13 protein-coding genes and 1 tRNA gene are annotated in these 13,650 nt (G+C 58.9%); 5 read left to right on the forward strand and 9 right to left on the reverse strand.

Annotated elements, in window-relative coordinates:
* Position 1 precedes the first annotated feature (1 nt).
* The gene (locus AKU94_RS12615; protein ID WP_050527625.1) at positions 2-544 is read right to left on the reverse strand and encodes a biotin transporter BioY; all 543 of its coding nucleotides are present in this window, start codon (positions 542-544) and stop codon (positions 2-4) included.
* Between the two features lie 640 nt (positions 545-1,184).
* Between AKU94_RS12615 and AKU94_RS12620 the strand changes: the two genes are divergently transcribed.
* The 3 genes from AKU94_RS12620 (at position 1,185) to AKU94_RS12630 (ending at position 3,416) form a co-directional block, all read left to right on the forward strand.
* Positions 1,185-1,775 carry a thymidine kinase gene (locus tag AKU94_RS12620; RefSeq protein WP_050527626.1) on the forward strand — a complete coding sequence of 197 codons (591 nt, stop codon included), beginning with the start codon at positions 1,185-1,187 and terminating at the stop codon, positions 1,773-1,775.
* 148 nt (positions 1,776-1,923) lie between these two features.
* Positions 1,924-2,946, forward strand: coding sequence for a hypothetical protein (locus AKU94_RS12625; RefSeq protein ID WP_050527627.1), 1,023 nt, complete (start codon positions 1,924-1,926; stop codon positions 2,944-2,946).
* A 164-nt stretch (positions 2,947-3,110) separates the two neighbouring features.
* On the forward strand, positions 3,111-3,416 hold the full coding sequence (locus tag AKU94_RS12630; RefSeq protein WP_050527628.1) for a hypothetical protein: 306 nt from the start codon (positions 3,111-3,113) through the stop codon (positions 3,414-3,416).
* Between the two features lie 109 nt (positions 3,417-3,525).
* Here AKU94_RS12630 and AKU94_RS12635 read toward each other — a convergent pair whose 3' ends face one another.
* From AKU94_RS12635 to AKU94_RS12650, 4 genes are all read right to left on the reverse strand, one after another.
* A complete protein-coding gene (locus AKU94_RS12635) occupies positions 3,526-4,032 on the reverse strand; it encodes a copper chaperone PCu(A)C (RefSeq protein WP_050527629.1) in 507 nt (168 codons plus the stop codon).
* A 42-nt stretch (positions 4,033-4,074) separates the two neighbouring features.
* A complete protein-coding gene (locus AKU94_RS12640; RefSeq protein WP_050527630.1) occupies positions 4,075-4,440 on the reverse strand; it encodes a hypothetical protein in 366 nt (121 codons plus the stop codon).
* 108 nt (positions 4,441-4,548) lie between these two features.
* Positions 4,549-4,836, reverse strand: coding sequence for a 50S ribosomal protein L28 (gene rpmB, locus AKU94_RS12645; RefSeq protein WP_050527631.1), 288 nt, complete (start codon positions 4,834-4,836; stop codon positions 4,549-4,551).
* 236 nt (positions 4,837-5,072) lie between these two features.
* Positions 5,073-6,653 carry a lysine--tRNA ligase gene (locus AKU94_RS12650; protein ID WP_050527632.1) on the reverse strand — a complete coding sequence of 527 codons (1,581 nt, stop codon included), beginning with the start codon at positions 6,651-6,653 and terminating at the stop codon, positions 5,073-5,075.
* A gap of 118 nt (positions 6,654-6,771) precedes the next feature.
* Between AKU94_RS12650 and AKU94_RS12655 the strand changes: the two genes are divergently transcribed.
* Positions 6,772-7,194 (forward strand): tellurite resistance TerB family protein, encoded by a 423-nt coding sequence (locus AKU94_RS12655; RefSeq protein ID WP_050527633.1) that lies wholly within the window; start codon positions 6,772-6,774, stop codon positions 7,192-7,194.
* 9 nt (positions 7,195-7,203) lie between these two features.
* On the opposite strand, the gene dacB is transcribed toward AKU94_RS12655, so the two are convergent.
* Together dacB and AKU94_RS12665 are read right to left on the reverse strand one after the other, a co-directional pair.
* Complete coding sequence (dacB, locus tag AKU94_RS12660) at positions 7,204-8,643, reverse strand: D-alanyl-D-alanine carboxypeptidase/D-alanyl-D-alanine endopeptidase (RefSeq protein WP_050527634.1); 1,440 nt, start codon at positions 8,641-8,643, stop codon at positions 7,204-7,206.
* 56 nt (positions 8,644-8,699) lie between these two features.
* Positions 8,700-9,308 (reverse strand): nicotinate-nucleotide adenylyltransferase, encoded by a 609-nt coding sequence (locus tag AKU94_RS12665; RefSeq protein WP_050527635.1) that lies wholly within the window; start codon positions 9,306-9,308, stop codon positions 8,700-8,702.
* A 180-nt stretch (positions 9,309-9,488) separates the two neighbouring features.
* Here AKU94_RS12665 and ettA point away from each other — a divergent pair, with 180 nt between their 5' ends.
* Complete coding sequence (gene ettA, locus AKU94_RS12670) at positions 9,489-11,144, forward strand: energy-dependent translational throttle protein EttA (RefSeq protein ID WP_050527764.1); 1,656 nt, start codon at positions 9,489-9,491, stop codon at positions 11,142-11,144.
* 533 nt (positions 11,145-11,677) lie between these two features.
* Here ettA and AKU94_RS12675 read toward each other — a convergent pair.
* Both AKU94_RS12675 and recJ read right to left on the reverse strand, forming a co-directional pair.
* Positions 11,678-11,752 (reverse strand) — tRNA-Glu (locus AKU94_RS12675).
* 76 nt (positions 11,753-11,828) lie between these two features.
* The gene (gene recJ / locus AKU94_RS12680) at positions 11,829-13,574 is read right to left on the reverse strand and encodes a single-stranded-DNA-specific exonuclease RecJ (protein WP_050527636.1); all 1,746 of its coding nucleotides are present in this window, start codon (positions 13,572-13,574) and stop codon (positions 11,829-11,831) included.
* Between the last annotated feature and the right edge of the window lie 76 nt (positions 13,575-13,650).

Consider the following 13,650-nt stretch of genomic DNA (forward strand, 5'->3'; position numbering starts at 1 on the left):
GTTAATGACGCGACAAAATCGCATCAGGACGCAATCTGGCGAGGCCTTGGGTGATGAAACCGGTCAGGCCAACCTTGATCAAGTCGCCGGGCAGATAGACGGCCATAATACCCGCCGCCGCAATCCAGCTTTTGCCCAGAACGATTGCCATACCGGTGATTCCGACCCCGTAGAGCACCAACACACCGCCCAAAAGCGACGCCCCTGCCGCGGCAATACCAACCGGCGCCCGCCATTTCTCCATCAAGAGTCCGGTCACAAAGGCCGCTATGGGGAAGCCGACCACAAAGCCAACTGTCGGCCCCGAAAATACGCCCAAACCGCCGCGCCCTCCGCTAAGCAATGGCAGCCCCAAGGCGACCAGCCCGATGAACAACAGGGCCGCCAACGCGCCACGCTTCGCCCCCAGTACCGTCCCACAAAGCATGACACCCATGCTTTGTGCGGTGACAGGCACGCCGACGGCCAATGTGATTTGTGGAACAAGGCCCAGCACAGCGATGAGGGCTGCAAACAGGGCGATATAGGTTACGTTCTTTTCCATGGGATCCAGTATTTTCCAAAATGCGTTGCGAAAGCAGTAGCTAAAACTGCTTGCTACAGCAAGAACGGCTTTGTTTTTCGCCCAGATGACTGCGGTGCTCGGACAGAGGTGCTTGTGGTCCAGTCACTGACTTGGCGGAATGACAGGCCAAGGATCGCCGGCGGGTAAAGCGTCCTTGCGGCGCTTTCAGCGCGGTCGCCCATCGCCAAAAGTCGTGCCTGTCGGAACAGATGCGGTCTGCTCGCAACGATAGGTGCCCTTTCAACTTTGGCAAAGGAGAGGGGTTTTGCCTAAGACTTTTCTCAAATGATGACAACCTATCTTAGCATATGTTTTCAATCACTATTCTTGCTGTAACCATAGGCTGAAACAGGCGCTTTTGCGCCGCCCAAATCCATAAAAACGGGTCAAAAACCATGCGTCCTTGCATTTGCATTTTGCGCGTTAAGTTAGCCTTCAGGATTTCCGGGCCATGTTGCCATTTCCAGTGTATGTTGGAATGTTAACGAGTGGCCGGTGCCCCCAGCATCGGCGTTTGTACGGCCCGCTGTACCGGCCCCCTGCAAAGGGTGGTTTCTTCGATATGGCGGGCCACTTTTACCTCTTGCCCCCTGCACTGCGCCAAGGCTAACAAGCGGTCATGGCCAAGCTTTATTTCCACTACTCGACGATGAACGCGGGCAAATCGACCGCGTTGTTGCAAGCCTCGCATAACTACCGCGAGGGGGGTATGGCGACTTATCTGATCACTGCCAAGCTGGACAATCGGGCAGGGCAGGCGCGCATTGCCAGCCGGATTGGCATCGGCGAGGATGCTGACACCTTTGCGCCGGGTGAAGATATGTTCTCCAAGATCGAAACCCGTCTTGCGCAGGGGCCGATTGCCTGCATCTTCATTGACGAGGCGCAGTTTCTGACGACCGCGCAGGTCTGGCAACTTGCCCGTGCGGTGGACGACCTTGGCGTGCCGATCATGTGCTACGGCTTGCGGGTGGATTTTCAGGGCAACCTTTTTCCGGGCTCTGCCGCGCTTTTGGCTTGGGCGGATGAGATGCGCGAAGTGCGCACGATTTGTCACTGCGGCAAGAAAGCGACCATGGTGGTACGCAAAGGCCCGAATGGTGAGATCCTGCGCGAAGGGGAACAAGTGCAGATCGGCGGCAATGAAACCTATGTTTCTCTTTGCCGCCGTCATTGGCGCGAGGCTGTCGGCGATGGTGCCGCCTCGTGATCGATCCGTTGCAGCAGTTTGGTCGCGCCAACAGGCAGCCCCGCAACTTTCCGGCGACGTTCCTTGGTGCAGGCTGTAAGATTGTGCAATTGTTCCGGCTCGGCTATCGTTGCCCTCAATACGGCAGCAAACAAGGCCACAGCAGGCAATGACGGCCCTAACGAAATATCAAAAGCTGGAATGCTCTGGTCTTTGGCGTGAAAACGCAGGAAGCCAGAGGCGCGAGGTTATTGCCAATTTTGGTGACACCTCGCTGATCCTATCGGATCCCAAGCAGGATATGGCGCTTGCTCATTGGTCGCTGCCCGCCATCAAACGCGTGAACCCCGCTGAGATGCCTGCCCTCTATACCCCCGGCCCGGATGGGGGAGAGACGCTGGAGATCGATGACGCCGAGATGATCGCAGCGCTTGAAACCGTTCATGCGGCCATCCGCGCGGCCAGCCCGCATCCGGGGCGATTGCGCAATTCGCTTTTGGGGGCGATGGCGGCCGGGGTCCTGGCGGTTTGCGTCTTTTGGCTTCCCGATGCTTTGGTGCAGCATACGGCGTCCTTCCTGCCGCGTACCACAAGGGCGGAAATTGGCCGCGCGGCCTTGGCCGATCTGACGCGTCTGACCGGCCAACCTTGTAGCGCCAAAAGCGGGCAGGCAGCCCTTGCAAAGCTCTCGGCGCGGTTGTTCGGGCCCGATAGCGGGGTAGAGATTGTCGTGGTTCGTACCGCCGTTGCGCAGGCCCAAAGCCTGCCGGGGCGGCTGATTGTGCTACCCGAGTCGCTATTGGCCGAACATGACGGGCCCGAAGCGGCCGCCGGTTTTGCCCTTGCCGCCCGCATCAGCGCCGAGATGCAAGACCCGATGCTGCCTTTGCTGCATCATGCGGGGATCGGGGCCACCTTTCGGCTTTTGACCAGCGGTGCGCTGCCGAGCGGTGCAATTGCCGGATATGCGGAAACGCTGATCGCTACGCCGTTCTCGCCGCCCTCGGATGCGATTTTGCTGGCTCGGTTTGAGGCCGCGGGACTGGCAACGACGCCTTACGCTCAGCTGCGCGACCCTTCGGGCGAATCTACGCTACATTTGATAGAGGCGGATCCTTTCAGCAATGTTGTTCCCGCAGCGATTATGCCGGATGGTGATTGGGTCAGTTTGCAAGATATCTGCACCAGATAGCGCAGTATTTTGTAGCTGACACGTTCGCAGCCCCTAGGTGTGGGGGCTCAGCGTCAAACTGCCACCCGTATCGTATTTTATTGAGAAACCGCGCCGCTCTTGCTAGAATTAGCCAAGGCAGTAGATGCAGCAGGGCCAACCCTGCGCAAAAATGAGGTCGAGCAATGACTAAGATTTTCTTCGCGGCAACCGTTCTGGCACTTTCCCTACCCGCGGCCGCAATGGCCGGCCCGATTGAAAGCGCCTGCCTGAAATCGGACCGTAAGCAGGCGAATCGTGCTGTTTGCGGCTGTATCCAGCAGGTCGCGGATATGACCTTGAAGGGTGGCGACCAACGCAAGGCCGCGCGTTTCTTTACAGATCCCGATCAGGCCCAAAAAGTCCGCATGTCCAAGAGTGACCGGGACAATGAATTCTGGGCGCGTTACAAGAATTTCGGGGAAACCGCTGCAGTCTATTGTGGCGGCTGACCCCTTGTTCCGGCGGTAGCGCCGAATAGATTTCTTCGAAGCTGATTTGCCAAAAGTAAAGCGGCCCCGATCCGGGCCGCTTTGTCATTTTCCAATAGGGCGCTGAGGATTACTGACCTTCACCCTTTTTCATTTTGCCATGGTCCATCTTGCCTGCGCCCATTCCACCGTCGGTACGCTCGTTATTGACAGGAACTTCGATCACGACATCACCGGCTTTTTCAAAGGTCAATGTCACAGTGATGACCTCGCCCTCTGCCGGGGCTTCTTTGAGGCCCATAAACATCACATGATCGCTCCCCCGAGCCAATGCATGTTGGCCGTTTGCGGGAATGGCAAAACCCTCTTCGACATGTACCATCTTCATCACACCACCCTCACCGTGCAGATGGGTATGCAGTTCGGTCTTCATGGCGATATCGGATTTGGCGTCGATAAGGCGGTCTTCTTCACCGGTGTTTTCGATCACCATAAAGGCCGCGCCGGATTTGGCCGTAGGGCCGGAAATACGTGCATAGGCGTCCGTCACGGTGATATCATTTGCCAGCGCCATAGGGGCCGCGGCGAGGACCAGAAATGCCGCGCAAGTAGCAGTAGAAAAGGATTTATAGATCATTTGAGTCTCTCTCTTTTGGTTGAACATCTGGAATAGCGGAGATCAAATGTTTACCGGCGGCCCCCTTGCTTGCGGGGCGCGGCGCAAAAGAGGCGCAAAACGCAGCTGAAACGGCGATGTTGTGACCCTGCGAGAGATGGGATCCGGGTGCAAGGCATGGATTTGGTCGGGGATCAGACAAGCAATATGTCCCGCCAGACAGTCGGGGCAGGGGTGAATATTGCCAAGCGGGTCGCCGCGTTGGTCCAGCGCGATCGTCATCACCCCATAGCCAGAGCAGATAACTATCGTCGTTCCGCCGCCTGACAAGGCCGCCGCCTGTCCGCGGGCCACAGCCATAGATGTGCTGCCCGCAACCAGCGTGGCGCAAAGGGCCATGAGGGCCATGAGGCGGAACATATTTTTCATGCGCCAAACCTAGCTTGCAGGGGCAGATAGGGGAAGGGGCATTTCACCACAGTCCTAAATGCAAAAAGCCCCGCGATTGGCGGGGCCTTGCATAGACTTGAAAACATATCAGGCGCTTGCTTGTGCCTTGGCCAATTCTTTCTTGATTTTCAGAGCTTTTGGCGAAAGCTCGTCATCCTTGGCTTTTGCCAGGAAGGCATCAAAACCACCGCGGTGATCGACTGTGCGCAGGGCAGCAGAGGAGATCCGCAGGGAGTAAGACTGACCCAGTGCCTCGGAAACCAAGGTTACTACGTTCAGGTTCGGCAAGAAGCGCCGACGATTTCTGTTTTTGGCGTGGCTGACTGTGTTGCCAGACATTGGGCCTTTACCGCTCAGTTCGCAGACGCGCGACATAGTCGTGATCCTTGTATTCAACGCCCTTCGGGCATCACTTCAACATCAAAGGCCACCGCGAATGGCAGTGCCCAAAATTCCATCTGCGTTAGTTATGGGGAATCTTCTGCGCCGTCAAGCGAACAAGGGGGGGGTTGAGGCAGATTTAATACCTTGGCAGGCAATTGCACCCCCGTCGGAAATGCAAACGGCGCGCAAGTTCCCTCGCGCGCCGCCTAATTCAACGGAAAGCGGGGCTAGCCGACCAATTCACCCGCCAGCCCGCGATCAATCAATGCGAGCGATTCGGTCACGCCATAAAGGGCGATAAACCCGCCGAAACGTGGCCCCTCAGAGGCGCCCAAGAGCACCTCGTAAAGCGCTTTGAACCAATCGCGCAGCGGCTCGAACCCGTGTTCCTTGCCCACGGCAAAGACCATGGATTGCAGCGCCTCGGCATCCGTGCCGCCATCCCATGCGGCTAGCCGGTCGCGTAGATCCCGCATCGCGGCACGCTCGGTATCGCTTGGCAGGCGGAACACCCGTTTGGGCGCCACGAAATCCGCGAAATAGCGCACGGCATAGCCCGCCGCCGCATCCAGATCGGGATGGGTTTCGGGGCTGGCATCGGGGGCGTAACGTTTGATGAACCCCCAAAGCCCGGCCGCATCCTTGGCCGCCGACACGCTGGCAAGGTTAAGCAGCATCGAGAAGGGCACCACCATCCGGCTTTCGGGCGGGTTGCCGGAATGGATATGCCAGACCGGATTATTCACCTGCTGTTCCAGCGTTTGTCCCGGATAGGCACGTAGCTGTTGGTGATATTCATCCATCGCACGCGGGATCACATCGAAATGCATCCGCTTGGCAGTTTTGGGCTTTTGATACATAAAATAGGACAGGCTTTCGGTGCTGGCATAGGTCAGCCACTCATCGATCGTCAGCCCGTTCCCCTTGGATTTAGAGATCTTCTGACCCTCTTCATCCAGGAACAACTCATAGGTCATATGGTTTGGCTTGGCCCCGCCCAACACCTTGCAAATCCCGTCATAGATCGGGGTGTTGGTGCTGTGGTCCTTGCCGTACATCTCAAAGTCAACGCCCAAGGCGGCCCAGCGTGCGCCGAAATCGGGCTTCCATTGCAGCTTTACATTGCCGCCGGTCACCGGAATCGTCCATTCACGACCGTCTTCATCATCAAAGGTGATGGTGTGATTGGCGCCGTCCACATGTTTCATCGGCACGTAAAGCACACGCCCTGTTTCGGGATGGATCGGCAAAAAGGCGGAATAGGTCTGCTGGCGTTCCTCGCGCAGGCTGGCCAGCATGATCTTCATGATGCTGTCATAACGCTCGGCACAAAGGCGCAGAACATCATCAAACCGGCCGGATTTATAGAAATCAGCCGCGCTGATGAATTCATATTCGAACCCGAAAGTATCCAGAAAGCGGCGCAGCATGGCATTATTATGCGCACCAAAGCTGTCATATTCGCCGTAAGGATCGGGAACAGAGGTCAGCGGCTTTTGCATATGTTCGCGTAGCATTTCCTGCTGGGGCACATTTTCCGGCACCTTGCGCATCCCGTCCATATCGTCGGAAAAACAGATCAGACGGGTGGGGATATCAGAGATCGCCTCAAAGGCGCGTCGGATCATCGTTGTGCGCGCCACCTCGCCAAAGGTGCCGATATGGGGCAGGCCGCTTGGACCATAGCCGGTCTCAAACAGCACATAGCCCTTTTCAGGCGGCTTTTTCTCATAGCGTTTAAGAATGGCGCGCGCCTCTTCAAAAGGCCAGGCTTTCGACTTCATCGCAGCATCGCGCAGGGCAGACATATGCCTCATCCTCATATTGGTTACAGGGCAACATTACGTTACCGGACGGCCTCTCCTATTGCTCCACCGCCTCGGGGTCAATAATCTGCGCCCAAATGACCCTATAAGGACGCGTAAAATGACCCCTCTTCCCACATCACTGACGGCTCAGGATGCGCTTTTGGCCGTTATGGTTGCGGTCTCTGCCTCGGATGAGAATGTCCGTACGTCTGAACTGGTCGCCATTCAACGCATCGTGAACCATCTGCCTGTGTTTGCGGATTATGACGCCGACCGGATCGAGCCGGTTTCGCGAATCGTCTTTGACCTGTTTGAGGAGGAGGAAGGGCTGGATGCGTTCTTCGGTCTTTTGCGGGCGGCCCTTCCCGAAAAGCTCTATGAGACGGCCTATGCGCTGGCCTGTGATGTCGGTGCGGCCGATGGCGCGCTTTATGAGCAGGAATTGCAGTTCTTGCAGGAAATCCGGGACGAGCTGATGATCGACCGGCTGCATGCGGCCGCGATCGAGCGCGGCGCACGGGCGCGGCATATGACCATCTAGGGCACGGGTTCAGGTAAACTTTGCCGCCCAGTGCCGGATCAGATGCGCCTGCATATCGCGGGCATTCCGGGTCCATTGCCTGCCGCCGGGGGGTTGTTCCCGCTCTGTCATGGACAGGGCGTTGCGGCGGCGGGTGTCAGCGCTGAATATTGCGAATGTCAGGCCTTGGCCCGATGGCGGGCGGATGTAGCCTGCCAGTCCCGACACGAAGTTGAGGGTGCCGGTCTTGGCATGAACCCGGATGGGGTGGTTCTTGACCTCTTTGCCCGTTGCATCGCGCAGCCCCTGTTCACGCAAGAGCCCGGGTAACAATCCGCCCCGCGAACGGTGCAATGCGTTTGCCATATCGGCGGCGGAGACCCGGGAATCGCCCCCCAAGCCGGAATGGTCGACAAACTTGCAGCCGATACCATGTTTGGCCGCCGCCCAGGCCTGCATCTGCGCGCCGGACTGGCGCAAGTCCGATGCGCCCGATGCGGTCAGCCCGACAGCCTCGGCCGTAAGGTTGTTGGAATATTTCAGCATGGCGCGCGTCAGATCTGTCAGCGGATCGCTGCGGCTCTCGGCCAGAACCACGCCTGCGGGCAAGGCAGTGATAAACCGCGCAGCAGGCAGGCGCAGCCCGTGGGCCTGCATCAATGTGGCGAACACCTCGGCGGTATAGGCCTCGGGGTGGCGCACGGGCAACCAACGGCTGCCGTTCTTGTTCAGGGCGCTTTGCGCGACGGTCCAATGGTCACGATCACTGCCACGTTTATAGGTGAACAAGGGGGATTTGCGCGCAACCGTTGCCACATTTGACATGGAAACCGAGGGCACATAGCGTTTGCCGCGCGCATCCATTGACAGGGCATAGCCCTTGGTTCCGCGTTGCCATTTGAAATTCACCCGGTTGTAGTTCAGGTTCAGCCCCGCAATCGCCGGGTTATAGCCGACATGATCGGGCTGGTCGCGGTCGATCTCGTCAATATGGGGTATGCCACCGGCAAAGGCGAGATAGCGGCCCGTCACCTCCTTGATGCCGCGCACGGCAAGGGTTTGGGCCAGATCGCCAAGACGGTCGGTGTCAAGGCTGGGGTCGCCGCTGCCGACAAGGATCAGGTCGCCCTGCAACTGACCGTTCTGCACCGGACCCGTAGCCATGACGCGGGTCGCATAGCGGTAATTGGGGCCAAGCCGGTCAAGCGCATACAGCGTGGTCATGGCTTTGGCGACCGATGCGGGCGGCTGCGCGCTGTTTTCGTTCATCGCCTCCAGCACCTTGCCGCTGGCGCTGTCCATCACCACAAAGCCGACGGTGCCACCCAGACCTGCGGCGTGGACAATGGCCTCTGCCCCGCCTGCACCGGGTTTCATCGCTGGACGTGGGGAATGAGAGGGCGCCTCGGCACAGCCCGGAACAGCTGCGCTTGCCAGCAGTCCCGCCAAAATCCAACGTCTTGAATACATGCTAACCCTCAAGTGATTATCCGCAGCCTAGCCAGATCCGGAATGGACGTCCAGTGCTACGGCTTGTTGCGCCAATCGCCCGCAGCCCGAATGGCGGTTGAGGACATATCTATCATTGGCATATTAACAAAGCTCCACCGAGGCAGGGGGGCATATGGCAAAAGTTGTGAGGCGCTGTCGGGCAGGCGCCGATGCCAGAACACCTGCGCGGCCTTGGCGTGGCGCGCGGGGCCGCGACTGCCGGGGCGGGCCAGAACACCGATGGGAACCATCGCCATGATGTCCCGCCATCGGTCCCATTGGTCGAACTGGATCAGGTTGTCAGACCCCATCAGCCAGACAAAACGCACGCCGGGATAATGCGCGATCAGGGCTTCAAGCGTTTGGGCGGTGTAGCGCGTGCACAGATGCGCCTCCACGTCGGTCACAATCACACGCGGGTCACACAACACCTTTCGCGCCCGTGCCATCCGCTCCTCCAGCGGCGCAGGTTGGCGCGCCTTGAGCGGATTGCCGGGGCTGACCAGACACCAGACCCGATCCAGCCCGAAACGTTTGATTGCCTCTCGTGCAAGATGGGCATGGCCTGCATGGGCTGGATCGAACGACCCGCCCAAAATGCCGATGACCATACCTTTGGTCGCGATGGGAAAGCCCTGCCGCATCCGGTGCCCCTTACCTTGCATGACCCGATTGCCAGCACTTCGCGGCATTTTCAACCGGAATGCGCAACGAGGCCTGCCCAAGCCTGATTGCCCTTTCCGCCATTCCACACTAAAAGACCGCAAAATCATATGCCGGCGGGTTGCCCCAACCCTTTGCCCAGAACGTTTAGGAATATCATCATGGCCAGCTATCAATACATCTACCACATGGACGGCGTGTCAAAGACCTATCCGGGTGGCAAGAAATGTTTTGAAAACATCCAGCTCAACTTCTTGCCAGGTGTGAAAATCGGTGTGGTCGGTGTGAACGGTGCGGGTAAATCCACGCTGTTGAAAATCATGGCCGGCATCGACAAGGACTTCAAAGGCGAGGCATGGGCCGCCAAGGGCGCGCGCGTGGGCTATCTGGCGCAGGAACCCTATCTGGACCCGAACCTGACGGTGAAGGAAAACGTGATGCTGGGCGTGGCGGATAAAACCGGCATTCTGGAACGCTATAACGAATTGGCGATGAACTACTCGGATGAGACCGCCGATGAGATGGCCGCCCTGCAAGACCAGATCGACGCGCAAAACCTGTGGGAGCTGGAGGCAACCGTGGGTGTGGCGATGGACGCGCTGCGCTGCCCGCCCGATGATGCCAATGTCGAGGATCTGTCAGGCGGGGAACGCCGCCGGGTCGCCCTGTGCAAGCTGCTTTTGGAAGAGCCGGACATGCTGCTCCTCGATGAGCCGACCAACCACCTTGACGCGGAATCCATCGCCTGGCTGCAAAAGCACCTGATGAACTACAAAGGCACGATCCTGATCGTGACCCACGACCGCTACTTCCTCGACAATATCACCAGTTGGATTCTGGAACTCGATCGTGGTCGGGGTATCCCATATGAAGGCAACTACTCCGACTGGCTGGAACAAAAAGCCAAACGGATGCAGCAAGAAGCCCGTGAGGACAAGACCAAGAAAAAAGCACTGGAGAAAGAACTGGAATGGATCCGTTCCGGTGCCAAGGCGCGTCAGTCCAAGGGTAAGGCCCGTCTTACACGCTACAATGAGATGGCGGGGCAAACCGTTATGGAACGCGCCAGCACCGCGCAGATCGTTATCCCGAACGGCGAACGTCTGGGCAATAAGGTGATCGAGGTTGTCGGCCTGAAGAAACATATGGGCGACAAGCAATTGATCGAGGATCTGACCTTTACAATCCCGCCGGGGGCGATTGTCGGTGTTATCGGGCCGAACGGCGCGGGGAAAACCACCTTGTTCCGCATGCTGACCGGGCAGGAACAGCCCGATGAGGGCACGGTAACCTTGGGGGAGACGGTGCAGCTTGCCTATGTCGACCAGTCGCGTGATGCGCTGGACCCCGAGGCCACAGCATGGGAGGAGATCTCGGGCGGGGCAGAGGTGATCCATCTTGGGGATATGGACGTGAACAGCCGTGTTTATGCGGGCTCGTTCAACTTCAAGGGCACGGACCAGCAGAAAAAGGTCGGGCTTTTGTCGGGCGGTGAGCGCAACCGCGTTCATATGGCGAAACTTTTGCGCTCGGGCGGCAACGTGTTGCTCCTCGATGAGCCGACAAACGATCTGGACGTGGAAACTCTGCAAGCGCTGGAACAGGCCATCGAGGATTTCGCGGGCTGCGCGATCATCATCAGCCACGACCGTTTCTTCCTTGACCGTCTGTGTACGCATATTCTGGCCTTTGAGGGCGATGCGCATGTCGAATGGTTCGAGGGCAACTTCGAGGCCTATGAGCAGGACAAGATCCGGCGCCTTGGTCCCGACGCACTAGAACCCAAGCGCGCAAAATACAAGCGCTTCGCTCGCTAAAATTCATCTACCGGAGCTGCGGTCAACCGCAGCCCCGGTAGTTTACATACAGTCAGAAAACGGCCTTTTTTAAAACTTGGCCGATAAGCCTGCCTTGGTACGATCTGGCCGTCCCGACAGAGGGCTTTGGCTGAATGGAACCAAATGAGCCCGTCTGGCACCTGCCAGCGCATTGCAAGATGGAGCGCCTTGGACAACGCGATGGCCGCGCATGCCTGCATGTGGCGCGTCTGGCAACCCTGATGGGGCGCTGGAGGTCGTAGATGCGCAGCACAAGCAAACAGGTTTGATGGCAAGCAGTACAGCTGACCTGCGTCCCGCGCCCATGATTGCGCCGATGCGATCACCTGCATCACTTATAGGCATATGCTAAGACTATGCTTTCGCGTAATTTTCCCTTGGCCGTTTGACCCTCGATATCGCTTGAGACTACTTGGAAGAGGCGCCGAATTCAGGGCAAGGTGCCCGTGCGTTCTGGAAGACGAACAAGACATCGCATTGCAACAAAATTCAACAGATTGGGGGAAGTACAGTGGCAGTCCGTAGGGGAATCGAACCCCTCTTCCCAGGTTGAAAACCTGGTGTCCTAACCGATAGACGAACGGACCGCGCTTTCTGTGAGGCAGTATTTAGATGGGGTTGCCGTGACTCGCAAGGGGTAAAAACCACCTTTTTGGAAATATTTTAGGCTCGTGCTGCATCTTCCAATCTTAGCTGCACTTTGCTGCGACCGCCGAAGGTATTTATTTCCAGCCGCCCTGCCAAATGGAACCGCGCCGCGCCTGAATTTTCAAGCATTGGCCCGATCGGACCGTCAAATGCACCAAAGGCGATACCGTCGATTCGTGCGCCTATGCCATCGCCAAAACTGATGCGCAGATGGCTCTCTCCGACACGGCGGGCGGTAACGCTTTGTTCGGCAAAAGCAAAGCGCGGGGCGGGGGCGCCTGCGCCAAAGGGACCTGCGGCCTCGATCTGCTCGATAAAGGCGGGGGTGGCGGCGGATGGCATCAACAAGCCGTCAAGGCGAAGATCTGCGGGGCCAGCCAGGCCCGCGCCCTGTTTCGCCAGCAATTCTGCCAGCCGTTCCATCGCGGCGGGGATTGCGCCTTCCTCAACCGTTAGGCCCGCGGCCATCTTATGCCCGCCGCCACGCAGCAAAAGCCCCTCACTGGTGACGCGCTGGATCGCGGCGCCAAGATCGACACCCGCGATGGAGCGGCCCGACCCTTTGCCGATCCCGTCCTCTATGCCGATCACCACGGCAGGGCGGTTTGTCGCCTCTTTGAGGCGCGCGGCCACGATCCCCACCACGCCCGGATGCCATCCAGTGCCCGCTGCCCAGACCAAAGGGCCGTCCAGCCCGCGCTCCTCGGCCTGTGCCAAGGCGGCGGCACGGACGGCGGCCTCGATATCGCGCCGTTCGGTATTGAGCATATCGAGACGTTCCGCTATAGCGGCGGCCTCGGCAGGGTTATCGGTGGCCAGAAGCCGCGCGCCAAGATCGGCCGCCCCGATGCGCCCGCCGGCATTTACCCGCGGACCAAGCAGGAACCCCAAGGCATAGGTGTTGGGGGCCTGATCCATCCTTGCGACATCGGCCAATGCCCGCAGGCCCACACGTTCGCGCCGCGCCATCACCTTGAGCCCCTGACGCACCAGCGCACGGTTCACCCCGATCAGCGGGGCAACATCGGCCACCGTTGCCAGCGCCACAAGGTCCAGCATCGCCATTAGATCCGGCCCCTTCACACCCTCACCGCGCAGCTGGCGGTTGGCCTCTACCAGCATCAAGAACACGACCGAGGCGGCACAGAGATGCGCAAGGTCGCCGGTCTCATCCTGCCGGTTCGGGTTGACGACGGCCAGTGCGGGGGGCAGTTCCTCGGTCCCTAGATGGTGGTCAAGCACGATCACATCCGCCCCTTTGGCGGCGGCAATCGGTTCATGGCTCAGGGTGCCGCAATCGACGCATATGATCAGGTCATGGGCCTTGGCCAACATCTCCATCGCGGGGACATTGGGGCCGTAACCCTCATCAATCCGGTCGGGAATATAAAGCGTGGCCGAATGCCCCATGGCCCGCAGCCAGACCAGCAACAGCGCCGCAGAAGAGCCGCCATCCACGTCATAATCGGCAAATACCGCGATACGCTGCCGGGCCTTGAGTGCGGCCAGAAAGCGGGTCGCCGCCACCCCCATATCCTTGAGCGTCAAGGGATCGGGCAGCAGGTCGCGCAGGGCAGGGGCCATATAGCTCGGGACATCTTCGGGCGATACGCCGCGCCGCACCAGGGTGACGCAAAGCGCTTGGGGAAGGCGCGTGACCTGCGTCATTGCCTCGGCCAAGCGATTGGTTTCCGGCTCGGGGCCAATCCAGCGCCGCCCGGTTGCCGATGAGTCCACCCCCAAAAATGCGCGTTCTGTCATGTCATGCCCCAATTCTATTTCCGGCCTGAATACTTAAAAACCCGCCCTTGTTGAAGGGGCGGGTTTTCAGGTCTGT

Origin of the sequence: Pseudorhodobacter aquimaris (assembly GCF_001202025.1) — a bacterium.
GTDB lineage: Bacteria > Pseudomonadota > Alphaproteobacteria > Rhodobacterales > Rhodobacteraceae > Pseudorhodobacter > Pseudorhodobacter aquimaris.

What these genes read in the sequence shown, in the direction of transcription:
- AKU94_RS12615 (WP_050527625.1), bottom strand. Translation starts at nt 544, where the DNA reads ATGGAAAAGAACGTAACCTATATCGCCCTGTTTGCAGCCCTCATCGCT.
- rpmB (WP_050527631.1), bottom strand. Translation starts at nt 4,836, where the DNA reads ATGTCGCGCGTCTGCGAACTGAGCGGTAAAGGCCCAATGTCTGGCAAC.
- AKU94_RS12665 (WP_050527635.1), bottom strand. Translation starts at nt 9,308, where the DNA reads ATGCGGCAGGGCTTTCCCATCGCGACCAAAGGTATGGTCATCGGCATT.
- dacB (WP_050527634.1), bottom strand. Translation starts at nt 8,643, where the DNA reads ATGTATTCAAGACGTTGGATTTTGGCGGGACTGCTGGCAAGCGCAGCT.
- AKU94_RS12655 (WP_050527633.1), top strand. Translation starts at nt 6,772, where the DNA reads ATGACCCCTCTTCCCACATCACTGACGGCTCAGGATGCGCTTTTGGCC.
- AKU94_RS12630 (WP_050527628.1), top strand. Translation starts at nt 3,111, where the DNA reads ATGACTAAGATTTTCTTCGCGGCAACCGTTCTGGCACTTTCCCTACCC.
- AKU94_RS12625 (WP_050527627.1), top strand. Translation starts at nt 1,924, where the DNA reads ATGACGGCCCTAACGAAATATCAAAAGCTGGAATGCTCTGGTCTTTGG.
- AKU94_RS12650 (WP_050527632.1), bottom strand. Translation starts at nt 6,653, where the DNA reads ATGTCTGCCCTGCGCGATGCTGCGATGAAGTCGAAAGCCTGGCCTTTT.
- ettA (WP_050527764.1), top strand. Translation starts at nt 9,489, where the DNA reads ATGGCCAGCTATCAATACATCTACCACATGGACGGCGTGTCAAAGACC.
- recJ (WP_050527636.1), bottom strand. Translation starts at nt 13,574, where the DNA reads ATGACAGAACGCGCATTTTTGGGGGTGGACTCATCGGCAACCGGGCGG.
- AKU94_RS12635 (WP_050527629.1), bottom strand. Translation starts at nt 4,032, where the DNA reads ATGATCTATAAATCCTTTTCTACTGCTACTTGCGCGGCATTTCTGGTC.
- AKU94_RS12640 (WP_050527630.1), bottom strand. Translation starts at nt 4,440, where the DNA reads ATGAAAAATATGTTCCGCCTCATGGCCCTCATGGCCCTTTGCGCCACG.
- AKU94_RS12620 (WP_050527626.1), top strand. Translation starts at nt 1,185, where the DNA reads ATGGCCAAGCTTTATTTCCACTACTCGACGATGAACGCGGGCAAATCG.